Below are 23181 nucleotides of genomic sequence, written 5' to 3' on the forward strand. Positions count from 1 at the left end.
TAAGCGCTTTGATAAGCCATATATGCAGGGTTTAGAGATTGGGTATCGCCAAATGCTCCAAGCCTGATTACATGCAGCGCTATGTCAGACACACATACTATGCCGACCGCCCCCGAACATCGTACACCTCCCAAACCACGCACTTATGGCGCGATTAACTGGCTTGGGCTCTGGACACTCTATAAGCGCGAGGTCGGGCGGTTCCTGAAAGTCTGGATGCAGACCTTGTTTGCTCCGGTTGTTACGACGCTCTTGTTTATGACCGTGTTTAAGCTGGCTTTTGGCAATCGTGGCGAGCTGACCGGGGATTTCGCTGGCCTCAACTATAATGATTTCTTGGCACCGGGTCTGGTTGTGATGAGCGTTCTGCAGAACGCGTTCCAGAACTCGTCTTCATCCCTGACCATCGCCAAGGTTCAGGGCAGTCAGGTGGACTTCCTGATGCCACCTCTATCGCCATTGGAGCTGACGATTGGCTTTATCTTTGGCGCTGTCACACGCGGGGTTATGGTGGGTGTGATCAGCGCTGTGGCGATTCACTTTAGCGGCCTCGCGGATTTGAGCGTTGCGCATTGGGGGCCAATCATCTGGTTCGCCTTGATGGCAGCAATCTTCCTTGCGGCGCTTGGCGCAATGGGCGGGATCTGGGCGGACAAGTTCGACCATCTGGCCGCTGTAACAAACTTCGTAATTGTACCGCTAACCTTCTTGTCGGGCACGTTTTACGACATCAACGTTCTGGTTGAGCCGTTCCAGACTCTTGCTCATTTTGACCCGATCTTCTTCCTGATTGATGGCTTCCGCTACGGCTTTGTCGATGCAGCAAACTCTGACCTTATGCTTGGCGCAGCAGTCAGTGCAGGTTCGGCTTTTGCAGCGAGCTTCGGTGTATGGTGGATGCTGAAATCTGGCTACAAGCTTAAAGCCTAAGAGCAAACGGTGGCTGAGCTTCCAATTCTGACCATGACAGATGTCCGGCTCGCCTTTGGGGGCAAGCCGCTGTTTGAGGGGGTAACCTTTACCCTTGCCAAAGGCGAGCGCGCAGCTCTGGTTGGACGCAATGGTGCCGGAAAATCAACTCTGATGCGCCTGATCACAGGGCGGTTTGAGCCCGATAGTGGCGAGCTATGGATCCATCCGGGCACGGTGGTGACAACGGTTGAACAGGAACCGGACCTGACCGCCTATGAGACTGTTCTCGATTATGCCGGGGATGGTACAGAAGAGCTCTGGCGGGCTGAGGCAGAGCTGGGGCATTTCGGCGTTGACCCAACGGCTGATCCGAAAACGCTTTCCGGCGGGCAGGCGCGACGTGCGGCCCTCGCCAAAGCTTTTGCGCAAGACCCTGATGTCCTGCTATTGGACGAGCCGACCAACCACCTTGATGTTCCCATGATTGAGACTTTGGAAGAGCGCTTGCGCGGCTTCCGGGGTGCGGTCCTGCTCGTCAGTCACGACCGCCGCTTCATGGAGAATATCACCACCAATACGCTCTGGCTGCGTGATGGTATCGTGCGCAAAAGCCCGCGGGGGTTTGCCCATTTCGATAGCTGGGCCGAAGAGGTTGAGGCCGCTGAGCTGAAACATCTCGATAAGCTGAAAACCCAGATGAAAGCGGAAAACCGCTGGCTGGCGCGCGGCGTAACGGGGCGACGGGCGCGCAATATGGGACGTCTGCGCAAGCTGCAGGCCATGCGTGCCGAACAATCAGAAGCGAAATCTGTTCTAAAAGCCGGGCAGGCCAAAGCGGATATGTCCGTTGAAACGGGCAGCAATCAGTCCCGCAAGGTTCTGGAGGTCTATGGTCTTTCCAAATCCTTTGGGGGTTTGAAGATTGTTGAGGATTTATCCCTTCGCATTCTGCGGGGCGACCGGATTGGCTTGATCGGCCCGAATGGGGTGGGCAAAACGACCCTCCTCAAACTGATGCTGGATCAAATTCCGCGTGATGCGGGAAATGTGAAGCTCAACCCATCCCTCACCGTGACCTACCTCGACCAGACCCGCGATACTCTGAAACCGACAGATACGTTGTGGGAAGCGCTTGCCCCGCTTGGCGGTGACAGCATCACGGTTCAAGGCAAACAGCGCCATGTCGCTGCTTACGCCAAGGACTTCCTGTTCAAGCCGGAACAATTGCGCCAGCCGGTCGGTGCCTTGTCGGGTGGAGAGCGGAACCGCCTCACGCTTGCGATTGCGCTCGCCAAAGCGACGGACCTCCTGATCCTCGATGAGCCGACCAATGATCTCGACATGCAGACGCTTGAGCTGCTCGAAGACATGCTGCTCAATTTCGAGGGAACGCTTATTCTGGTCAGCCACGACCGGGCCTTTCTTGATGCGACGGTCACCTCCTGCCTGGCCCCACTTGGGGATGGCAAGTGGATCGAAACCGCGGGCGGTTGGAGTGACGCTCAAATGCAAATCCCGGGCGTAAAAGGGCAGGCGGCTAAAGCTACAGATAAGCCTAAAGCGGCTACAAAGCCCCAATCTGCACCCAAGAAACAGACCAAGCTTTCCTTTAAGGACCAGCACCGCCTCAAAGAAGTCGAAGAAGCCATGCCGCGGCTAAGCGGCGAAATTGAAGCGCTCGAAAGCAAACTCGCTGATCCAAACCTTTTCACCAGGGATCCGGAAGCCTTTAACCAGATCAATGCAGCCCTGGAAAAAGCCCGCGAAGACCTCGAGCAGGCTGAAATGGACTGGATGGAAATCGAAGAAAAGAAAGAGGCTCTGGGCGCATCCTAAAAACTCACCTCGATTGCGCTGCCAGGTGCGCTGAGGGCGAGGGCGGTCAGCATGTCTTCTCGCGCAATCGCGATACAGCCCTCGGTGGGCCGATAATCTTCATGGGCGAGATGGAAGAAGATGGCGCTGCCAAGCCCCGGCACGGGCGGGTTATCATTGTGGCCAAGCTCAACAATCAGGTCATAGACATGATCCTCGCGCCAGAGCGTCTCATGGCTCGCGGCAAAGGGCAGGGTGACGGGGCGGTTGTACAGGGCATGATCTGGCGCATCGCACCAGCCATCGGTTTCACGCAGAGGCACAACAGGCAGGCCCGTTTTCGGTCGCACGAGGCGATCCGGGCGATAAAAGACGCGTTTCATCGCCCATGTGCCAAGCGGGGTCGCGCCATCGCCTTCCCGTTTCAGGTTCGCACCGACAATCCCGCCCTTGCCCAGCGCGCAGCGGCAGGTGAGTCCTTCTCCTGAAAACTTCCCGCGCGCTGTTGCTGTAAAGAAGGATGCAGTCACGCTGTGCTCTCCTGTTTGTGATTTTGTCTGATAACGTGTGTAATGATTTACCAAGGCCTTGTCTCTAAGTCAGGCCACAGGAATTTTGGGAGACACAGATGGCCGCAGCGAAAACAGTTCTCTTGGTGGATGATGACAATGAGTTGCGCGAAGCGCTGGCTGAGCAGTTCGAGCTGTATGATGGCTTTTCGATCCTGCAGGCCGAGAATGCGACGCAAGGCGTGAAGCTCGCGACGACTGAACGGGTCGATATCATTCTGCTTGATGTTGATATGCCGGACATGGATGGCCGCGAAGCCTGCAAACTGATGCGCTCAAAGGATGTCAGCGTGCCAATCATTATGCTGACCGCGCAGGATGGCGATGCCGATACAATTCTGGGCCTCGACAGTGGCGCGAATGACTATGTCACCAAGCCATTCAAATTTGCCGTCTTGTTGGCGCGGGTGCGTGCGCATCTTCGCAGCTTTGAACAAAGTGAAGATGCAACGTTCGATATTGGCCCATACACGTTCCGCCCAAGCCAGAAACTGCTGCTGACATCGGATGATAAGAAAATCCGGCTAACGGAAAAAGAGACCAATATCCTGAAGTATCTCTATCGCGCAGGCGGTAAGTCCGTAGCCCGCGATGAACTGCTGTCAGAGGTCTGGGGCTATAATGCAGCGGTGACTACGCATACGCTGGAAACCCACATCTATCGCCTGCGCCAGAAGATTGAGCCGGACCCAAGCGTTGCGCGTTTGTTGATGACCGAAGCAGGCGGTTACCGCCTCGCGCACTAGCGCTTCAGGAAAGCAGTCAAAAAGAAACCGCCTCCCTGATCGTTCAGAGAGGCGGTTTCTTTTTTATCTTAAGCTGCTTGCCTAGACCTTCTGGCCAGAGGCGGCGAGCGAGCCGTGACAATGCTTGTACTTTTTGCCGGAGCCGCATGGGCAGGGTGCGTTACGCGGTGTGTTTGCCCAGCTCTCTTCCGCCTGTGCGACCATAGAATGTGGCGCCTGCTCAGCGATTTCCTGAGGTGTGTTATCACGCTCATTCTTGCCCGTGTCCGGATCAAGGCTGGTCTCAAACATCTGTGGGGCAGGGGCTGCGGGTTGCTGGGGTGTACTGGCTGGAACGGCTTGTGGTTGCGGCGGCTGAATGTCCGCGTTCATGAGCCAGCGAGTTACCTCACTGCGCAGATCAGCCAGCATGTCATAGAACAGTTTGAAGGCTTCTTCCTTGAACTCGTTCAGTGGGTTGCGCTGACCGTATGAACGCAGGTGAATCACCGAGCGGAGCTGGTCAATCTGTTGCAGGTGCTGGCGCCAGCGGCCATCCATGACCTGAAGCAGGATCTGCTTTTCGACATAGCGGAAGGCATCCGGCCCGCTCTTGGAAACCTTGGCCTCGTAGGCGGCATTAGCGGCTTCCCTGACGCGTTCAGCAATCTCGGCATTGGCCACACCTTCTTCGCCAGCCCAATCCGCGAGTGGCAGCTCAAGACCCAGCATCTCGCGGACCTTTTCGGTCATACCGGTCACGTCCCACTGCTCAGCATAGGCTTTTTCCGGCATGTGCAGGTCAACCATATCTTCGATCACCTGCTCGCGCATTTCCTCAATCTCGTCGAGGACGCTGGCGGCATGCATGAAGTCTTTGCGCTGTTCAAAGATCACCTTGCGCTGATCATTGATTACATCATCATATTGCAGGACGTTCTTACGGATCTCGAAGTTGCGTTGTTCGATCTTCTTCTGAGAGGTCTCGATCGCCTTGTTCATCCAGGGGTGCGTGATTCCCTCGTCTTCCTTGATGCCGAGGCCCTTCATGATCGAGTTCAGGCGTTCGGCGGCGAAGACGCGCATCAGGTCATCTTCAACCGAAATGAAGAACTTGGAGCGACCCGGGTCCCCCTGCCGGCCTGTCCGGCCACGTAGCTGGTTATCAATTCGGCGGCTCTCGTGACGTTCAGTGCCAAGAACATAGAGACCACCGGCAGCCAGGGCTTTCTTCTTGGCGGCCTCGATCTCAGCCTTGATCTGATCGCGCATGACGGCCAATTCGCCTTCAGTCGGCTCTTTGCCTGTCTTGGCCTTGTGGGCTTCAACCGCCTCTTCCAGGCGCATATCGAGATTACCACCCAGCTGAATGTCGGTTCCGCGGCCCGCCATATTGGTCGCAACGGTAATCGCACCTGGGACACCCGCATTGGCAACGATCTGAGCTTCCTGTTCATGGTGACGGGCGTTCAGCACTTTGTGTGGAATTTTCGCGGCGGTCAGATAGGTTGAGACAATCTCGGATTTCTCAATCGATGCGGTTCCGAGCAGGACAGGCTGGCCCTTGGTCCGTGCGGCGCGCACTTCCTCGACAATCTCTTTATATTTCGCAGAGGCGAGACGGTAGACCACATCATCATCGTCAATCCGCTGGATCGGGCGGTTGGTCGGCAGCTCAAAGGTTTGCAGTTTGTAGATGTCATCAAACTCGCCAGCTTCGGTCATCGCTGTACCGGTCATGCCGCCGAGTTTTTCGTAAAGACGGAAATAGTTCTGGAATGTGATCGACGCCAGCGTCTGGTTCTCTGGCTTGATATCGACATTCTCTTTCGCTTCGATTGCCTGATGCAGACCCTCTGATAGGCGACGGCCATCCATCATGCGGCCTGTGAACTCATCGATCAGCATCACCTGCTCGTCTTTGACGATATAATCCTTATCGCGGTGGAAGAGCTTGTGAGCTTTCAGGGCTTGGTTGGAGTGGTGCACGATGGTGACATTGGCCGGGTCCCAAAGGGAGCCTTCCATCAACCCTTCCTTGGCCAGAAGGTCTTCCATCATTTCCAGACCTTCTTCGGTGAAGACGACAGATTTCATCTTCTCATCAAGGTCGATATGCTCTTCATCATTGAGGAGTGGGATTAACTTGTCGATTGTGCGGTAAAGCTCAGATCGATCATCGGTTGGGCCAGAAATAATCAGCGGTGTTCGCGCTTCGTCGATCAGGATGGAATCCACCTCGTCAACAATCGCATAGGCGTGGCTACGCTGGACCATTTGGTCCAGTGAGTACTTCATATTATCGCGCAGATAGTCGAAGCCGTATTCGTTATTGGTGCCGTATGTGATGTCACAGGCGTAGGCGGCGCGGCGCTCTTCATCCTTCAGGCCCTGAACGATCACACCAGTGCTCATGCCGAGGAAGCCATAAAGTTGGCCCATCCACTCAGCGTCGCGTGAGGCAAGATAGTCGTTTACGGTAACGACGTGCACGCCTTCGCCGGCAAGGGCGTTGAGATAAACTGGCAAGGTTGCGACCAGAGTCTTACCTTCACCGGTGCGCATTTCGGCGATTGCGCCATTATGCAGGATCATCCCGCCAATCATCTGCACATCAAAGTGGCGCATGCCCAGGGCGCGTTTCGAGGCCTCGCGAACAACCGCAAAGGCTTCTTCCAGAAGACTGTCGAGGGTTGCGCCTTCACTTAGGCGGCGTCTGAATTCAGCGGTTTTGCCTTTAAGCGCTTCGTCTGAGAGCGCTTCGATCTGCGGCTCCAGGGCGTTAATCTTGTTGACGCGGCGGCGCATTGGCTTGAGCAGGCGATCATTTGCCGAACCAAAAATTTTCTGGGCGAGATTTAGCATGGGAATAGATTAACCACTCAATCTGTCTTCTATCATGTCGCCCCATAAACGAAAAACATGAACGGGGCGTGTGTATTGACGGTATTGGCAACTCGCCTCTCGACCGCACTCTGGGTTGGACTTAAGAACGGCTAGAAAGCGTGTCAATCAATCCAATGTCGCAAGGGACCTGATCAGATGCAGTCAACGGCCATGAAGTCATTCATTTTCGCCGCCATAATGGCCCCTTTTGTGCTCAGCGCCTGCGACCAGCAGCAGAGCACGCTCTCCAGTGCGCGCCAGGTTGATGCCGCCACCGCAGCTTTGGTGAATAGCGAACCGATCTACATTAGCGATGTTGAACTTGAGGCGGCGGCTCAAGGTAAGATTGAACCGGGTGAGGCTTTTGGGCCTGAACATCCAGACTTCCAGCAGGTGCTTGATGAGTTGATTGACCAACGCCTGCTTTCTCAGGAAGCGCTTCGCCGCGGGCTTGATCAGAGCACCCCGGCCCGTCGACGGCTTGAAGCGGCGCGCGAGCGGATATTAGGGAATATTCTCGTTGAGAACCTCGTCGCCAATGAAGTCACGGATAGTGCCATTGATGCGATGTACGCGGAACAGGTGCGCTTGCAGCAACTCGATGATGAAGTGCGCTTGCGCCACATCCTTCTGGAAACAGAGGACGAGGCCAATGAAGTGCTTGGTTTATTGGAAGGTGGCGCGGACTTTACTCAGCTTGCCTTTGATCGTTCGGATGATATCCGCACGCGTCTGGATGGCGGGTCGTTCGGCTGGGTCGCGCCAAATGAGATGATTGAGCCATTCCCGACTGAGATTGGTGATACAGAGACGGGCAGTCTGGGCGGGCCATTTGAATCTGAGCAGGGCTGGCATGTTATCAAAATCGATGAGCGCCGCACCCGGCCCCCAAAAACCAAGGAAGAGATGCGTCCAGAGATTATCACATTCCTGACCTTTACAGAGATCAGTGAAATCCTGCGCGATTTACGTGCAGACGCAAACATTCAGCAACGCGGTCTTGCAACAGCGCCGCTTGAGGCCCCTGAAACCCCGGCAGAAGAGCCAGCCCAATGAACTTGAAACCATCTCCTTTCGCGCCCAGCCAATTTCCTGACTTGCCCGCAGTCAAAGGTGTGCAGGCGGCTACGGCTTCTCGAGGCTTCTATGCGGGTCGCGGTTTGGAACGGGATGATGTTTTTCTGTTTGCCTTTCCAGAAGGGACAAGCTGTGCCGGGGTGTTTACCCGGTCCAGCACCGCTTCCGCTGATGTGCTCTGGTGCCGGGAAGCATTGGAAGCTGGGCATGGCGCGGCGCGTGGGCTGGTCGTGAATTCCGGCAACTCAAACGCTTTTACTGGGCCTAAGGGGAGCGAAAAGAATGACCATACGCTTGCCGCGATGGTGCAGGCTTTATCGAGTCCTAAAGAGCAATGCTTTCTCGCTGCAACGGGCGTGATCGGGGAGCCTTTGCCTGATCCGAATTATGTTGGGTCCATAGTGCCAGACATGGCTGCCCGTCTTGCTGCTCCGGATTGGTTGGCCTGCGCCAAAGCTTTCATGACGACAGACACCTATCCAAAAGGTGGCGCAGAGTCGTGTGAGATTGATGGTATGCCGGTTCAGTTGGCGGGTATTGCCAAGGGCTCTGGCATGATCGCGCCGAACATGGCGACGATGTTGGCCTACATCTTTACTGATGCTGCGATTGCATCACCCGTTCTTGATCAGGTGCTGCGCGAAGCCGTCAATAACAGCTTTAACGCGATTACGGTCGATAGCGATACCTCAACCTCTGATACGGTGATGGTGTTTGCGACGGGTGCGTCTGGCGCGCCGATGATTACGGATCGGACCGATGAGCGGTTGATCCCGTTTATCGCGGCCTTGAGCGACCTTTGTCTCAACCTCGCTCTACAAATCGTCAAGGATGGGGAGGGCGCGAGTAAGTTCGTAACGATCAGGGTCGAGGGCGCCAGCCATCGCGATGTCGCCAGACAGTTGGCTAGCGATGTGGCCAATTCGCCTTTGGTGAAAACGGCTTTGGCGGCGGGTGATGCCAATTGGGGTCGGGTCATCATGGCGCTAGGCAAGTCCGGCCTCCCTCTGGACCAAACCGATCTGACGGTCTGGTTTGGCGATGTGCTTGTCGCTGAGCGAGGGGGACGCGCAGAGAGCTATGATGAAGCCGCTGCAAGCGCAGTTTGCGCGCAGCCTGAAATTGAGATTCGCATCCGTGTTGGCGTTGGCGCGGGTTATGCGACCATCTACACCTGCGATCTGACCCATGCCTATGTCGACATTAACGGAGCCTATCGGACATGACCAAGCTGGTTCTGGTGGTCGCTGCCGCGCTGTTCAATGAGCGCGGCGAGGTTTTGCTGGCGCAACGTCCCGAAGGGAAATCTATGGCGGGGCTCTGGGAGTTTCCCGGCGGCAAAATAGAAGCCGGAGAAACGCCGGAAATCGCTCTGGCGCGTGAATTAAATGAAGAATTGGGCATCGTCTGTAAACCAGAAGACTTCCAATCGATCACATTTGTCAGTCATTCTTACGAGGATTTTCACCTTTTAATGCCACTTTTTGGCCTGAAAGAATGGAGGGGTGAACTGAGGTCGATTGAAGGACAAGTCTTGGAATGGGTCAATATTGACCGCCTGCATGACTATCCCGCGCCGGCTGCGGACATCCCGATCTTTAACGAACTGATCGCACGGAAGCACCATGCTGAAACGTCTGAAAAAGCTAGGGACTGCCTTTGAAGCGGATGAATCTGGGGCAACGGCAATTGAGTATGGGCTGATCATGGCGTTGATGACTTTAGCTATCCTTGGTGCGATTGCGGCGACAGGCTCTTCTACTAAGGATAACTGGGACGGCGTAGCTGATGAGGTCTCAGGGGCCATGCAGGACGCAAGATCCTAAGCTAACGCGGCGTCGCGGCTTGACCTCTATACAATCCTGAAGACCCTGGCCTGATCTACAGGAGGGTTGCTTCATGACCTCACCAAAGCCGTTTACGATTGCTGTGCCAGAAAAAAAGCTACAGGCGATCCATGACCGCGTGGCGGATTATCAGTGGTTTGATGCGCCTGCAGGAACGCCCGAATGGGCCTTTGGTATGTCCACGCCGGTTCTGAAAGACATCCAGAACTATTGGCTCAATGAATATAACTGGCGGGCGCAAGAGGTGCTACTCAATCAGTATCCCCAGTTTGTTGCTGAGGTTGATGGGTTACCGATCCATTTCCTTCATGTGGTTGGTGAAGCGGGTGGTAAACGACCCCTTTTACTCACGCATGGCTGGCCGGGATCAGTGTTTGAGTTCTGGGAAGCGATTGGCCCGCTTGCTTATCCGAGCCAGCATGGCGGTAAGCCAGAAGAGGCCTTTGATCTGATCATCCCATCTCTGCCCGGCTATGGGTTTTCCGGAAAACCTGCCGCTCCAATCGGACAGCGCGCCACGGCAAAGCTCTGGAACAGCTTGATGCAGAACGTGCTTGGTTATGATCGCTATCTCGCTCAGGGTGGGGATTGGGGCAGCATGGTCACGTCATGGCTTGGCTATGATCATGGCAGCCATAATGGCAAAGGCGGCTGTGAGGCGATCCATCTGAATATGATTGGTTTGCGCCCCACCCCGGCAACACCTCAGAGCGAAGCTGAAATCGCGTGGTTGAAACGCACGCAAGCGGCAATGCAGGCAGAGGGCAGCTATTTCATGCAGCAAGCGACGAAGCCGCAAACCCTGGCTATGGCGCTGATGGATTCCCCGATGGGTACAGCGGCCTGGATTCTGGAAAAGTTTCATGGCTGGTCGGATTTGCGCGATGGCGATTTTCTGAGCGTCTATACGCGTGACCAATTGCTGACCAATGTCATGATCTATCTGGTCAATGATGCGATTGCGACCTCGGTCTGGTATTATGCGGCTTTCTTTATGGAGGGTGGCCCTGCCCTGCCAGAAGGCGCGCGGTGCGAAACGCCGACTGGCTTTGCCAACTTTCCGGGCGAGACCGTCTATTCGCCACCCCCGCGCAGCTGGTGTGACCGCGCTTACAATATCACGCATTGGAGTGAGATGGATCGCGGTGGCCATTTCGCGGCTATGGAAGTCCCGGACTTGTTTGTTCAGGATATCCGCCAATGGGCGAGAGGCTTGGGCTAGCGATCAACCGGAATATTCGCGGCCGCAAGCTGATTGGCGAGCGCCTGTCCTGTCTCCGCATAGGTTTTTTCCGCAGCAACCGCCTCGTTCGAGCACGCCCGATGCTCGCTTTGCCCGGAAGAAAACCCGGCATTGAAGCCATTGACCATAGAGCTGCGTAAACCCCCGCCATAGGGCGCTTCCAGCTCAAGCAGTCGCAACATATAGCTGCGCCAATACTGATCATTGCGACCATTGCACAAGACACGGATCGAATGAGCCTTGCCGAGGGTTTCAGACAGGCTGATCACATCGCGGAAATAATCCTGACTCCGGACAAAGGGCTGGTCCAACTGGGCTGGCGCTGGCAAAACAAGCACAAGATAAGCCGATGCGGCCATTAAGGCTGTGCGACAGGGGCCCGCCAAATGAAACACCTTTTGGTTCATGCCAAAACCTTTACTCGTATCGAGCGCGAGCTTCTCGCCTTTCGTGATCATGTTTCACCCATAGTTATGGATGATGAAGGAGACCTGAAGCATCCTTGGGGCAAGAGTGAGGCAGAGAGCTTAATTCTGTATGGCACCCAGGACGCGTATTTCAGTCCGGCAGCTCCCGCCTTTTTTCAAGCTGCATTTGCAAGCCCTGTGATTGCGTGGTTCCAATCCAGCGCCGCCGGAATAGAGCACCCCATATTGCAGGCGCTGGGCAAGCAATCAGACCTGTACACGAGCAGCCATGAACAATCGGATGCGATTGCTGAATGGGCGTTATGGGCGGGACTGGACCACTTTCAGGCGGGACCTGCCCGCCGTGCCGCACAATCAGCTCAGGATTGGGCGCGCTTAGGGTTCCGCGAATTGTGTGAAACCCACTGGCTAATTGTCGGCTATGGAAGCATCGGGCAGGCAGCGGGTCGCAAACTGAAAGCTTTAGGCGCTGAGGTGACAGGCGTTCGCCGTAGCGTCGGGAGCCATACAGCCGCAGACACTATGATCACACCAGATGAAGTAAGTCATGCATTGCCACAGGTAGACGCCGTTCTTTTGGCGCTGCCGCATACACCTGAAACAGAAGGCTTCGCGGATGCGGCCTTCTTTGCGGCGATGCAACCGGGCTCGCTTTTCCTGAATGTCGGGCGCGGGGCTTTGGTCGATGAGGCCGCTTTACTTGAAGGCTTGGACCAAGGCCGTCCTGGCCACGCGACTCTGGACGTTTTCAAAACAGAGCCATTGCCTCAAGACAGCGCCTTCTGGACCCACCCTTCGGTTACGATGACAGCCCACATTGCTGCTCTAACCGACGCCTCGAAGGTGCGCACAGACCGGCTATTCCTGAGAAACCTGGACGCTTATCTAAACGGACAGGCTATGCAAAATGTCATGCCAAAGAGCGAATTTGCCTGATTTTCAATTGCGTGAGACACTCCTGTGAGGAGGATATCATGGCCCTGTTGAGGCATTTCATTTTTGGACTCTTTGTAAGCTTGCTTCTGGCCGTCAATACGGTTGCACTTGCCGATCAACCCACAGGCAAGCTGACCTTGCCTTTATCCCTGGATGAAGATCGGTTGACCTTGCAGATTCGCATCGCTGGAAGAGCGGTTGATGCAACGCTTGATAGTGCCGCGACATTTCCAATGATTGATAGTTTTCTGGTGAGCGCGACTGAAGCAGAGCGCCTTGATGAATCTGTTGATATTCTGGGCATTGGCGGGGTGCGCACGTTTCAAGTTGCACGGGCTGGGCCTGTCCAGATCGAGGCTTTGCGACAGGATAGAATCCTTGCCGCGATCAATGCTCAGGCAAACCAGCCCGGTCACCGCACGATCATTCCGGTCAATATGTTGCCGGGTCGGACCATTGATTTCCAATTCGATCGAAATCGGGTTGAAGCCTATAGCGCCGAACCGGATCGCAAGGATCGCAGTGTACGCTCAATTATGGCTTATACGCTGTTGCAGGGTGTGCCATTCGTGCCTGTAAAGGTGAATGGTGTTGAGGGTTTGGCTCTGGTCGATACTGGTTCGGATGTCACTTATCTGAATTCAGCCTTCGCCAAGGCAGCAGGCGCGAGTTTCTTGCCGGATCGAACAATGGAGCTTTATGGCACCGGTCCGGATAGCAGTCCTATTCGCGTCATGCGGGCCAATCGGTTTGATATTGGTCATCACCGCAAGCAGGACTTTGAGATTCTCAGCGCAGATTCGGCGGTGTTTGGTTATGTCGGGCGCAGTGATCAGCCGACCATGGTGCTAGGTATGGATTATCTCAAACATTTCCGCTTGCAGATTGACCGCGAGAAACAGGAAATGATTTTCGGGCGCAAAGAAAGCAAATCTGCCGGGCGGCGCTATCACATCTCCCCTATGTCTGGCCGGATTAAACGGCGAGAGTAAACAATAAAAATCGCCTGATCCTGTTGCTTTCCGTATGGGCAGAGACCGAACGTGCGCTCAAATAATCTGATACGGGAGATACTTTATGGCTTACGCCCCTTTTGATCTTAGCGGCAAGGTCGCGCTTGTGACCGGTGGAAATCGCGGCATTGGGCTTGGCATGGCGCGTGCGATGGCCGCCAGCAATGCCAGCCTGGCCATCTGGGGGCGCAAGGATGCTGCCAATCAGGCCGCCGTTGAGGAATTGTCGAAGCTTGGCAGCGGTGAGGTAAAAGCCTGGTCAGTCGATGTTGCTGATGAGCAGGCCGTGGTTGAGGCGACAGCCGATACAATTGCCAGCATGGGGCGGATCGATTCCTGTTTTGCCAATGCTGGGGTTGGCTTCGGTGCGCCAAGCTTCTCTGAGATGACCACAGAAATCTGGCGCAAGAATATGGCCGTGAACATGGAAGGCGCTTTCTGGACGATGCGAGAGAGTGTCAAGCATATGGTTGATCGCGCCAAGGCGGGTGATCCGGGTGGATCGGTTGTTGGTGTGGCCTCGCTGGCGGGCATTGAGGGCGCAGCGCGGAATCAGGCTTACTCAGCCACCAAAGGCGGTCTGACCGCGATGATCCGCGGCATCGCGGTTGAGCATGGTCGGTATGGCATTCGCGCCAATTCCATTCTGCCGGGCTGGATCGCCACAGACATGACCGATGCTGCGCAAGGATCTGATGTGTTTACCACCAAGGTGATCTCGCGGGTTCCAATCCGCCGCTGGGGAGAGCCTGACGATTTTGGTGGTATGGCTGTCTATCTTGCCAGTGATGCCTCCAAATACCATTCTGGCACGACACTGATCATTGATGGCGGTTACGCGGTTTTCTAAACCTGTGCCCAGAGGCCTCAAAAAAAGCCCCGCTGGTCCGATCCAGCGGGGCTTTTGCGATTTAAACCGTAAAGGGCTTACTGACCGTCAGTCGCCTCTTTCAGCTCTTCTTCGGCTTCTTCCATCATTGCTTCGCCAGCTTCAACAGCGTCGGCAACTGCGCCATCAACAGCATCTGCAGCGTCAGAGGCCATTTCAGAAGCAGCGTCTACGGCGTCTTCAGCAACTTCTGTCGCTGCATCAACGGCATCGCCTGCGGCTTCAGTCGTAGCGTCAGCCGCTTCTTCTGTCGCTTCAGCGGCGGCATCAACAACTTCCTCAGTGGCTTCAGCAGCATCACCTGCAGCTTCTTCAACAGCAGCAGCGGCATCAGTGGCCGCATCGGCTGGTGTTTCAGTTGTTTCGTCAGCTGCACCACAGGCTGTCAGGCCCGCAACAGCAAGGGCAGCAGCCCAAAGCTTCATATTCATCATTCCCTATTTCCCCTCTACTCCAAAGGTATACCGATCATTCGGCACAGGCCTTTTACGCTATTTTCCGTATATACAACATACCCGAACGGCAGAGGGCCTTTTTTGGCGGGGTTGCCGTGGCGAAACGGCTTGTCTGATGACCTGTTTGCCTATGTTCTGTGCACAACACTTGATATTGGAGCAAGCTCATGGGTCTGCATACACCGCTTTGTGATTTTCTGAACATCCAACACCCGATCATGCTCGCCGGTATGGGCGGGGTTTCCTATGCCGAGGTCTGCGCCGCGATGAGCAATGCGGGCGGCTATGGCGTTTTGGGCATGGCAGGCACCAGCCCTGATTTCATTGCTGATCAGATGGCCAAGGTGAAAGAGCTGACGGATAAGCCTTTTGGGGTCGATCTGTTGGCCGCTGATCCGCGCAGCCTTGAGGCGAGCGTTGAGGTGATCATTGCGGGCGGCGCTGACAGTTTTGTTGCGGGTCTTGGGGTCCCGATGCCAATCATGAAGAAGCTCAAGGATGCAGGCGTAAAGGTCATGGTCGTTGGCGGTGCTGTAAAGCATGCCATCAAGGCCGAGCAGGCCGGCTGTGACGCGGTTATCCTGCAAGGCGGCGAGGGCGGCGGCCATACCGGGCTGGTCGGAACCCTGCCTCTGGTCGCACAAGCCGTTGAAGCCGTGAACATTCCAGTTGTTGCCGCGGGTGGCATTTATGATGGCCGGGGCCTTGCTGCGGCGCTTAGCCTTGGTGCGGTCGGCGTCTGGATGGGCACACGCTTCATTGCGTCAGAAGAAGCCCATGCCGCGCAAAGCTACAAGGACACTGTGGTTGGCGCTGGCGATACCGATACGACCCGCACACGCTGCTATTCTGGTAAGCCAATGCGCTGTCGCACAAATGACTATATCAAGGATTGGGAATCGCGCCCGGACGACATTCAGGCTTTCCCGATGCAGGCCATGCATTCCGTTCAGACCGATGTGATTGGCGGTATTGGCGGGGTTACCGACGAAGCGCGCCTTGATCCAACAAAATCCTGTTTCGCCATGGGCCAGTCAGCCGGTGGGGTGAAAGACATTCTGCCTGTCGCTGAGATTGTGAACCGGATCATGAGCGAAGCCGAAGACAGCATCACGCGTGTCTCGGCCCTGCGGACCAGCGTCACGGCCTAAAACTCAAAACATACTACAGATACAAAAAGGGCGGCCTCAAACGGGCCGCCCTTTCATTTTCGGTGAGCTGCAAGCCCTAGTCTTCCGACTTCGGGAACAGGCGTTCATAGAGATAGGTGAACTCCAGTGCAGACCGCTTGGCACGCTCTTTCTGGTTCGCTGCGGCTGAATGGCCACCATCAATGTTCTCGTAATACAGGAATGGCTTGCCTGCATCTTCGAACAGTTTCGCCATCTTGCGGGCATGGCCGGGATGCACGCGGTCATCCTTGGTTGAAGTCACAAAGAATGGCGTTGGATAGGCCGCATCGGCATCAAAGTTCTGATAAGGCGAGATGGTTTCCAGGAAGGCGCGCTCCTCTGGAATATCCGGATTGCCATACTCATCGACCCATGACGCGCCTGCCAGGAGCTTATGATAGCGCAGCATATCGAGCAGCGGCACCTGAATGACGACAGCGTTCCAGAGGTCCGGACGCTGGGTAATCATCACACCCATCAGCAGGCCGCCATTTGAGCCGCCCATAATGCCGAGATGGTCCGGCTTGGTCACACCCATGTCGATCAGCTTTTCACCAACCGCGATAAAATCATCATAGATGCGCTGGCGATCCCCTTTCAGGCCAGCCTGGTGCCATGCTGGACCAAACTCACCACCGCCGCGGATATTGGCAAGGACATAGACGCCGCCACGCTCTAGCCACATCCGGCCAACGCCGCCGCTATAGCTTGGGCGCATGGAGACCTCGAAGCCGCCATAGCCATAAAGCAAGGTTGGGGATGAGCCATCCAGTGTGATGCCTTCGCGATGAATGACGAAGAATGGGATCTTGGTGCCATCCTTAGAGGTCGCCTCTTTCTGATGGACAACCAGACCTTCAGCATCGAACTTTTCAGGCAATGACTTCAGCGGTGCTGTCTCATTCGCATCAATGTCATAGCTGAGCAGGCTGTCCGGGGTCAGGAAGCCCTCATAATTCAGGAAAACCGCTTCTTCATCCTTATCGGCAAAGGCAATGCCCGCCTGGCCTGTTCCTGGCAAAGGAATATCACTTGTGGTCCAGCCATCTTCGCCAGGTTCAAGACGCAGGATTTTGCCAGCAACATTATCGTTGATTGACAGCAAAGCTGCACCTTTGGCGATTGAAACGCCATTCACAGCCTGACGCTCATTAGCGCGGAAGACGAGTTCAACCGGAGGCAGTTCTTTCGTGTCGAGGAATTGCTGTAGGTTGAAGGCAACCAGATCACCGGTTTTGAAATCCTGATCCTGAACGCTCCAGTCTTCCTGTAGGGTGACAAACTGGTGGCCTTTATAATCACCGCCTAGGCTCGATTTTGCAGGGACCGGGAATTGCACCGGCTCGCCATCTGAGAGCAGCCAGTACTTGCTGGTAAAAAATGTATCGGCTTCAACTGCGCCATAAATCATAGTGCCATCGTCAAGCTCACTCGACCAAGGCCAGACACCGACATCAGTTTTATCGCCAGCATAAAGTTCAGCCGCCTCTTCCAGTGCTTCGCCACGCTTCCACAGGCGAACAGAAGATGGATAGCCGGACTCGGTCAGGGTGGCGCCATCGCCGCCCCAATCTGTGCCGACGAGAACGGTGTCATGGTCCACCCATGCAACGGACTGTTTGGCTTCCGGTGTTTCAAACCCACCTTCGACAAAGGCTTTGGCGTCAAGATCGAACTCGCGATTGACCACGGCGTCTTTGCCGCCATCGGACAGGGCAACAAAACAGAGTGTTTTCTCCGCGCCATCAGGTTTGAAGCAATTCGAGCCTTTAAAGACCCAGTTCTTCTCTTCCTCATCGGCAAGCTTGTCGAAATCCAGAACAGTTTCCCATTCAGGGTCTTCCGTCTTGTAGCTTTCAAGGGTCGTACGACGCCACAGGCCGCGAACATTTTCAGCGTCCTGCCAGAAATTGTAGACGAGGCCATCGCGCACCCGACCATACGGGATACGGTCTTCGCTGGTGGCAAGGTCCATCGCCTTGGCGAGGTTATCCTCATATAGCGGATGACCCTGAATATCGGCGAGAGACCGCTCATTCTGGGCATTGACCCAGGCGAGCGCTTCGTCGCCCTCAACCTCTTCCATCCAGAGATAAGGATCACTTGCGGCTTCGGTGGTTTCTGTCACTTCAGGTCCTGTTGGTTTTTCAGCCGTCGCGGGCAAGCTGCAGACGGATGCCAGCAGGGCCGCTGCGAAAGCGGTCGTGGTAAGACGCATTGCGTTTTCTCCCTTGCGAAAGCGCTATGGTTAAAGTCATCAATTGCCAACCACAAGAGATACCGTGGCATGATGACGCGAAATATTCTGATTTTGTGCACGGGTATTTCTTCGTGACAGCCCGCTGCAGTTCAGAGTTTGCAAGAACGCTAGGTTGCAGACCCGGTTGACTGTCGCTCAATCAATTCAAACGCAAAGACTTCTTCGAGGGGGGCATCTTCTTCAGGTGTCATGAGGCGCTCAGCGGCGCGCCGCGCCATGTCGGCGACGGGTTGGCGGATCGTGGTTAAGGCGGGCCAGACCGCAGAGGCAAGCCGCGTATCGTCAAACCCTGCAATAGAGATATCCGCTGGAATGCTCAGACCAGCCGCCATGATTGCGGTCATGGCCCCAACCGCCATGTCATCATTGGCCGCGAAGATCGCGGTCGGTCGCTGCGAGGTTTCCAGCAAAGCTTTCGCGCCTTCCAGCCCTGATCTAAGCGAGTAGTCGCCTTCAACGATCAGCTTCGGATCGATTTTCAAATCCGCGTCATTCAAGGCATCAAGATAGCCTTCGCGCCGCGCGGTTGCCGCATTATGACCCTTTGGCCCAGTGATCAGGCCAATCCGTTTATGCCCCAGTGTGATCAGGTGGCGCACCATTTCCATCGCCGCTTGACGGTCATCAAGGCGCATGACGGGCGCATCTTCAGGTTGGCGTGATGGTGACAGGCTCGCATACCGGGTCTCATTGTCCTGCAACAGTTTCAGAACCTGCGGATCGTCACAGAGCGGCGGGGTCAGTACAACGCCATCGGCGCGTGAGGTCATCAGGAATTGTTGTAGTCGGTCCAGAAAATCGGGTGCTGAACGGTCCACTGGCTCAGGCAAGAGAAAATACCCCTTGGCGCGACAGGCTTCATAAATCCCGGCATTCACGGCCGAGACATATTCCGGCACTGGATTATCGTGCAGATGGGCGATCAGGAAGGATTTCGCCCCGGCAAGGCTGCGCGCTGCGGGATTTGGTCGATACCCCAAGTCCCGCGCGGCCTTCATCACCAACTCGCGCTTGGAGGCGCGAACATTAGGCTCATTATTCATAACGCGAGAGACGGTCTTCGCCGAAACGCCTGCCTTGTCGGCCACATCATCTATTGTGATCGCGCGCGGCGGGCGGGTTAATCCCATGAGGTAAATCTCCTAGCGGTGATATTTGCGCATTTCAGATTAAAGCGCAATCTATCCGTGTGCGGTTGAATAGGTGGGCGGCTTAGAGGAGATCATCCCGGCCAATCGCTTTGAGGTGAGCATGAAGCACACGCACGTCCTGAGCTTTCTCACGGGGGACAATCAGGATGGAGTCAGGTGTATCGACGACCACCAGATCCTCGCATCCAACCATGGTCACTGTCCGACCGCCTTCTGAAAGCACCAGATTGCCGCGCGACTGCTCGATGACTGCCCGGCCACGTATGGCATTGTCTGCAATATCCTTATCGGCCTGTTCATGCAGCGAGGCGAAACTGCCAATGTCGCTCCAGCGCATATCTACGGGAACAACGGCGGCGCGGTCGGTTTCCTGCATGACAGCATAGTCGATGCTGTCACCCTGTATCGGTGTCCACGCCTCGACCCCGGGGGAGAGCAAGTGCTTTCCGGTCTCGGTGCGGCTTTGCCATGCGGCCTCGCACTGCTGCGCCATATCAGGACGGAACTGCGCCAAGGCGTCCAGATACGCCCATGCGGGCAGCAGGAACATGCCGGAATTCCACAGTGCACCCTCCTTGATAAGGGCCTCAGCGCGGGTCTCATTCGGTTTTTCAGTAAAGCTGCTAACGGCGTAACCGCTCGATAAAGCTTCACCGAGGCGGATATAGCCATACCCGGTTTCAAGCCGATCCGGCTTGATGCCAAACGTCACCAGATATCCCGCTTTTGCGAGCGTCACCCCTTGCTCAATCGCAGCATGAAAGGCGAGGAGGTCACCAATATCATGGTCTGAGGGGGAGATCAGGATCAGTGCATCTTCCCCTTCCTGTTCAATCGCAAAATGTGCGGCGAGGGCTATGGCGGGTGCTGTATTTTTGCCCTCAGGCTCAGTGATTACCCAGCCATCGCTATCATCACTGACCATCATGGCCCCGCGCACAAGAGCGGCATGGGCTTCTGCGCAAATCACCAGCGGGGCGGCAATGTCGGCACCTTCTAGCGTTTCAGGGGTTCGCGCCAGCGTTTCAACCAGCATTGGACGCTCGGTTGTCAGCTTCTGGAATGGCTTGGGACTGGCCTTTCGGCTCAGCGGCCAGAGACGTGAGCCAATGCCGCCGCACAGGACCACAGGAACAAGTGTGGGAAATCGCATTTTTAAACTCTAACGTGTATTCGCTAGAATTGGAAATAGACAAAAGGGGCCGCTTCGAGCGGGTAAAGCGCGAGGATAAAGCCGGCTGTCATGCCTAAGCCACTCCAGTAAAAAACAGGTCTGCGCCAAAGGGGGAGCTGCGTAATCTGCTTGAGCAGGCCTCGTCCCAATGCGGCATCCAATGCAATAAGCGGCAAGACCAACCAGACCAGCGGGCTAAGCGTTAAGCTGCCACCATCCCGCAGGCCAAGGAAAGCACTCCAGACCGTTACTGTGTCACCAAAGCTTTCCGCGCGAAACGGTACCCAGGTCAGCAGAACAAAAAGCTGTGTCGCGAGCAGGCCAAGCCCAAAACCAAGCGCGCGTTTGCCTTTAAACAGCGCGCGATGGACTGCCAGCGCTGCGCCATGCATCGCGCCCCAGGCCACAAAGGTCCAGGCCGCACCATGCCAGAGACCGCCGAGCACCATCGTCACCATAAGGTTGCGATAGGTTTTGCCCTCGCCATGTCGGTTCCCGCCAAGCGGAATATAGAGATAGTCCCTCAGCCAGCTCGACAGGGAGATATGCCAGCGCCGCCAGAAATCATCGATGGCCGGGCTGGAATACGGATAGTCGAAGTTCTTCGGGATGTAATAGCCAAACCAGCGCGCAACCCCGATTGCCATCAGTGAATAGCCCGCAAAATCGAAATAGATCAGACCACCAAAGGCAAGCGTTGCCCCGATCAGGGCAAGGTTAGACCATTTCGCAAGGTCGGTATCGCCCATAACCGAGGCGTCACCATAAACGGGGTCTACGAATTGCGCGAGATTGTCCGCAATCCCGGCCTTGTAGGCAAAGCCCAAAGCAAAAGCGCGTAATCCGGCAAAGAAGAGCGCGCCGGTAAACGCCTTGCTTCGCTCCATTTGCGGGAAGAAGCTGGCAGCGCGAACAATCGGTCCGGCGACGAGCTGTGGGAAGAAAGCGATGTAGAGCGCGACCCGGCGCAACCTGTGCTCAGGGGCAAGGTCACCGCGGGCGACATCGACAATGTAGGAAATCGCCTGAAACACATAAAAACTGATCCCGACGGGCAAAAGGATATTCAGGACGGTCCAACCCGGATCAATCCCGACAGAGGCAAGCGCCATTGCAGCGCTATCGGCAAAGAAGCCGAAATACTTGAAGATAGCGATGACGAGCAGGTTTGCACTGATCCCAAAGATAAGCGCGCGGCGTCTATTCTTGTCGCCAATGGGGCGTGCCGCGGCAAACCGGGCAACAGCCCAGCTGACCAGAATGACAAACCCGATCAGCCCCAGAAAACGCCAATCCCACCAGCCATAGAAAACGGCGCTGGCGACAAGGAGGAGGCTTAGCCGGGCTTCCTTGCCCTTGATCAGCCAGTAACCGCTGAAGACAATTGCCAGGAAAGCGAAAAAGATCGCGTCGGTAAAAATCATTGCGCGACCTCCGAGGCGGCCGTCGCATGCGTTGGTGCAGTCAATGCCCCGCTATCGATCAGTTCGCCAGCGAGCCAGCGCGTATAAATTGCGGCGCCATCATCAAGCAAATGCTCCGGATCAAACCAGAGTGGTTCTGTGAGTAGCTCCAGCAATTCCGGGTCGTTTGGATCAATGCAAGGAAAAGCAGCCAGTTCATCGGCGCACAGTGCGGCAACATACATGCGGTGCTCAGGTGAAATCACCGGGGGCTGATAGTATCCGACGGTCTGAACGCCAGTGGTGAGTAGACGATCGCGCATAATCGTACGGTAAGAGCGTACCCATTGCGGGGCCGTCCAATCGGTTACAGGCAGGATGTTATTTGCGTCCGCAGGCTCACTCTCCTGACGGGGTTCATCCTGAGGGTCATATGAGAGCAATGTTCCGGCGGCGTCAGGTCTCTCCCCACGCCCGATCAGGCCGATATTGAAAAAGTTCAAAGCCGCGTGCAGGCCGAGAAACCCAGCATCCTTGATGCATCCTGCTTTACCTTCACAGGCCCCGCCGACAATGCCAAACCCTGTCCAGGCGCTGGTTTTGAGATCAAATTGCTCAATCGCACGGGCATTGAACTTGGAATTGCCAAACATGAACGCCGCGCGATGATCAAAGGGTTTTGCAACCTCGACAAAGACCACTTCAGGAACGCGCTCGGATAGCTTGATGAATTGCTGGAGGTGGCTGTCCCGCTCAATCAAAGAGGCGGCCTCAATCGACAGGTTGATCGCGCGATAGCGATAACCGGCCTCGTTCAATGCGATGGTCAGGCGCTCCGGATCAAGGCCATTGCGGGAATAGCTGGCCCCGGTGAAAACGATCAGAGGACGATCGTCCTGTTTGGCTTCAGCGACAGCGGCATTAACGATTTTGTCAAAATCAGTGGTGCGCCCAATCCCGCTGGCATTAACCGTGGTTTTAACCGCCACCACGGCGAATAAAAGACCACACACAAAGGCGGCAATCGCCCCTAAGCGCCCGCCGACCACTGGCAGTTTCAAACTATGCACCCCGATCAGAACCAGACCGGCGCAAGCAAACAAGCTCCAGTGCATTTAACAGCCTCCCTGGCCTGATCCGCACGGGAACAGGCTGACATACCCCGTCATTATGAAGGTAAACGTCTTGCGATTTCGCGAAGATCACTGCGCAGATTGCAGGGAATG

General features: G+C 55.7%; 21 protein-coding genes. 12 read left to right on the forward strand and 9 right to left on the reverse strand.

The features are described from left to right. Positions 1 to 99 precede the first annotated feature (99 nt). Positions 100 to 930, forward strand: coding sequence for an ABC transporter permease (locus tag RYZ27_RS14165; RefSeq protein ID WP_406680177.1), 831 nt, complete (start codon positions 100 to 102; stop codon positions 928 to 930). A 33-nt stretch (positions 931 to 963) separates the two neighbouring features. After that, positions 964 to 2748, forward strand: a complete 1785-nt coding sequence (locus tag RYZ27_RS14170; RefSeq protein WP_406681789.1) for an ABC-F family ATP-binding cassette domain-containing protein — start codon at positions 964 to 966, stop codon at positions 2746 to 2748. On the opposite strand, the gene RYZ27_RS14175 is transcribed toward RYZ27_RS14170, so the two are convergent. Next, positions 2745 to 3257 carry a L,D-transpeptidase gene (locus RYZ27_RS14175; RefSeq protein WP_406680178.1) on the reverse strand — a complete coding sequence of 171 codons (513 nt, stop codon included), beginning with the start codon at positions 3255 to 3257 and terminating at the stop codon, positions 2745 to 2747. The two genes, RYZ27_RS14170 and RYZ27_RS14175, sit on opposite strands and share 4 nt — an antisense overlap. Positions 3258 to 3355: 98 nt before the next feature. Here RYZ27_RS14175 and RYZ27_RS14180 point away from each other — a divergent pair, with 98 nt between their 5' ends. After that, entirely contained in the window at positions 3356 to 4042 is a 687-nt protein-coding gene (locus tag RYZ27_RS14180) for a response regulator transcription factor (RefSeq protein ID WP_406680179.1), read from the forward strand. Positions 4043 to 4123: 81 nt separating this feature from the next. Here RYZ27_RS14180 and secA read toward each other — a convergent pair whose 3' ends face one another. Further along, positions 4124 to 6886, reverse strand: a complete 2763-nt coding sequence (gene secA, locus RYZ27_RS14185) for a preprotein translocase subunit SecA (protein WP_406680180.1) — start codon at positions 6884 to 6886, stop codon at positions 4124 to 4126. 192 nt (positions 6887 to 7078) lie between these two features. On the opposite strand from secA, the gene RYZ27_RS14190 reads away from it, so the two are divergent. The 5 genes from RYZ27_RS14190 (at position 7079) to RYZ27_RS14210 (ending at position 11053) form a co-directional block, all read left to right on the forward strand. Continuing rightward, positions 7079 to 7963, forward strand: coding sequence for a peptidylprolyl isomerase (locus RYZ27_RS14190; RefSeq protein WP_406680181.1), 885 nt, complete (start codon positions 7079 to 7081; stop codon positions 7961 to 7963). Further along, the gene (argJ, locus tag RYZ27_RS14195) at positions 7960 to 9210 is read left to right on the forward strand and encodes a bifunctional glutamate N-acetyltransferase/amino-acid acetyltransferase ArgJ (protein WP_406680182.1); all 1251 of its coding nucleotides are present in this window, start codon (positions 7960 to 7962) and stop codon (positions 9208 to 9210) included. The genes RYZ27_RS14190 and argJ overlap by 4 nt, the downstream gene beginning before the upstream one ends. Continuing rightward, a complete protein-coding gene (mutT, locus tag RYZ27_RS14200; protein WP_406680183.1) occupies positions 9207 to 9647 on the forward strand; it encodes an 8-oxo-dGTP diphosphatase MutT in 441 nt (146 codons plus the stop codon). Before argJ ends, mutT begins: the two co-directional genes overlap by 4 nt. Beyond that, the gene (locus RYZ27_RS14205) at positions 9610 to 9810 is read left to right on the forward strand and encodes a Flp family type IVb pilin (RefSeq protein WP_406680184.1); all 201 of its coding nucleotides are present in this window, start codon (positions 9610 to 9612) and stop codon (positions 9808 to 9810) included. Before mutT ends, RYZ27_RS14205 begins: the two co-directional genes overlap by 38 nt. A gap of 73 nt (positions 9811 to 9883) precedes the next feature. Next, the gene (locus RYZ27_RS14210) at positions 9884 to 11053 is read left to right on the forward strand and encodes an epoxide hydrolase family protein (RefSeq protein ID WP_406680185.1); all 1170 of its coding nucleotides are present in this window, start codon (positions 9884 to 9886) and stop codon (positions 11051 to 11053) included. Here RYZ27_RS14210 and RYZ27_RS14215 read toward each other — a convergent pair. Further along, positions 11050 to 11433: a TIGR02301 family protein gene (locus RYZ27_RS14215; protein ID WP_406680186.1), complete on the reverse strand. Its 384-nt coding sequence runs from the start codon at positions 11431 to 11433 to the stop codon at positions 11050 to 11052. The genes RYZ27_RS14210 and RYZ27_RS14215 overlap by 4 nt on opposite strands. A gap of 27 nt (positions 11434 to 11460) precedes the next feature. Between RYZ27_RS14215 and RYZ27_RS14220 the strand changes: the two genes are divergently transcribed. The 3 genes from RYZ27_RS14220 (at position 11461) to RYZ27_RS14230 (ending at position 14301) form a co-directional block, all read left to right on the forward strand. Further along, complete coding sequence (locus RYZ27_RS14220) at positions 11461 to 12438, forward strand: NAD(P)-dependent oxidoreductase (RefSeq protein WP_406680187.1); 978 nt, start codon at positions 11461 to 11463, stop codon at positions 12436 to 12438. A gap of 38 nt (positions 12439 to 12476) precedes the next feature. Continuing rightward, entirely contained in the window at positions 12477 to 13430 is a 954-nt protein-coding gene (locus RYZ27_RS14225) for a retropepsin-like aspartic protease (RefSeq protein WP_406680188.1), read from the forward strand. Between the two features lie 85 nt (positions 13431 to 13515). Beyond that, positions 13516 to 14301, forward strand: a complete 786-nt coding sequence (locus tag RYZ27_RS14230; protein ID WP_406680189.1) for an SDR family NAD(P)-dependent oxidoreductase — start codon at positions 13516 to 13518, stop codon at positions 14299 to 14301. 77 nt (positions 14302 to 14378) lie between these two features. Here RYZ27_RS14230 and RYZ27_RS14235 read toward each other — a convergent pair whose 3' ends face one another. Then, a complete protein-coding gene (locus tag RYZ27_RS14235; RefSeq protein WP_406680190.1) occupies positions 14379 to 14774 on the reverse strand; it encodes a hypothetical protein in 396 nt (131 codons plus the stop codon). Between the two features lie 188 nt (positions 14775 to 14962). Between RYZ27_RS14235 and RYZ27_RS14240 the strand changes: the two genes are divergently transcribed. Then, positions 14963 to 15946 (forward strand): NAD(P)H-dependent flavin oxidoreductase, encoded by a 984-nt coding sequence (locus RYZ27_RS14240; protein ID WP_406680191.1) that lies wholly within the window; start codon positions 14963 to 14965, stop codon positions 15944 to 15946. A 76-nt stretch (positions 15947 to 16022) separates the two neighbouring features. Here RYZ27_RS14240 and RYZ27_RS14245 read toward each other — a convergent pair whose 3' ends face one another. The 5 genes from RYZ27_RS14245 to RYZ27_RS14265 all read right to left on the reverse strand — a co-directional run bounded on the left by RYZ27_RS14245 (position 16023) and on the right by RYZ27_RS14265 (position 23070). Further along, on the reverse strand, positions 16023 to 18185 hold the full coding sequence (locus RYZ27_RS14245; RefSeq protein ID WP_406680192.1) for a prolyl oligopeptidase family protein: 2163 nt from the start codon (positions 18183 to 18185) through the stop codon (positions 16023 to 16025). 149 nt (positions 18186 to 18334) lie between these two features. Beyond that, a complete protein-coding gene (locus tag RYZ27_RS14250) occupies positions 18335 to 19357 on the reverse strand; it encodes a LacI family DNA-binding transcriptional regulator (protein WP_406680193.1) in 1023 nt (340 codons plus the stop codon). A gap of 82 nt (positions 19358 to 19439) precedes the next feature. Then, positions 19440 to 20531 carry a mannose-1-phosphate guanylyltransferase gene (locus RYZ27_RS14255; RefSeq protein WP_406680194.1) on the reverse strand — a complete coding sequence of 364 codons (1092 nt, stop codon included), beginning with the start codon at positions 20529 to 20531 and terminating at the stop codon, positions 19440 to 19442. 23 nt (positions 20532 to 20554) lie between these two features. Continuing rightward, positions 20555 to 21976 carry an MBOAT family O-acyltransferase gene (locus RYZ27_RS14260; protein WP_406680195.1) on the reverse strand — a complete coding sequence of 474 codons (1422 nt, stop codon included), beginning with the start codon at positions 21974 to 21976 and terminating at the stop codon, positions 20555 to 20557. Continuing rightward, positions 21973 to 23070 carry a hypothetical protein gene (locus RYZ27_RS14265; RefSeq protein ID WP_406680196.1) on the reverse strand — a complete coding sequence of 366 codons (1098 nt, stop codon included), beginning with the start codon at positions 23068 to 23070 and terminating at the stop codon, positions 21973 to 21975. Before RYZ27_RS14265 ends, RYZ27_RS14260 begins: the two co-directional genes overlap by 4 nt. Positions 23071 to 23181: the final 111 nt, after the last annotated feature.

Source organism: Hyphomonas sp. FCG-A18 (assembly GCF_045287255.1).
Classification (GTDB): domain Bacteria; phylum Pseudomonadota; class Alphaproteobacteria; order Caulobacterales; family Hyphomonadaceae; genus Henriciella.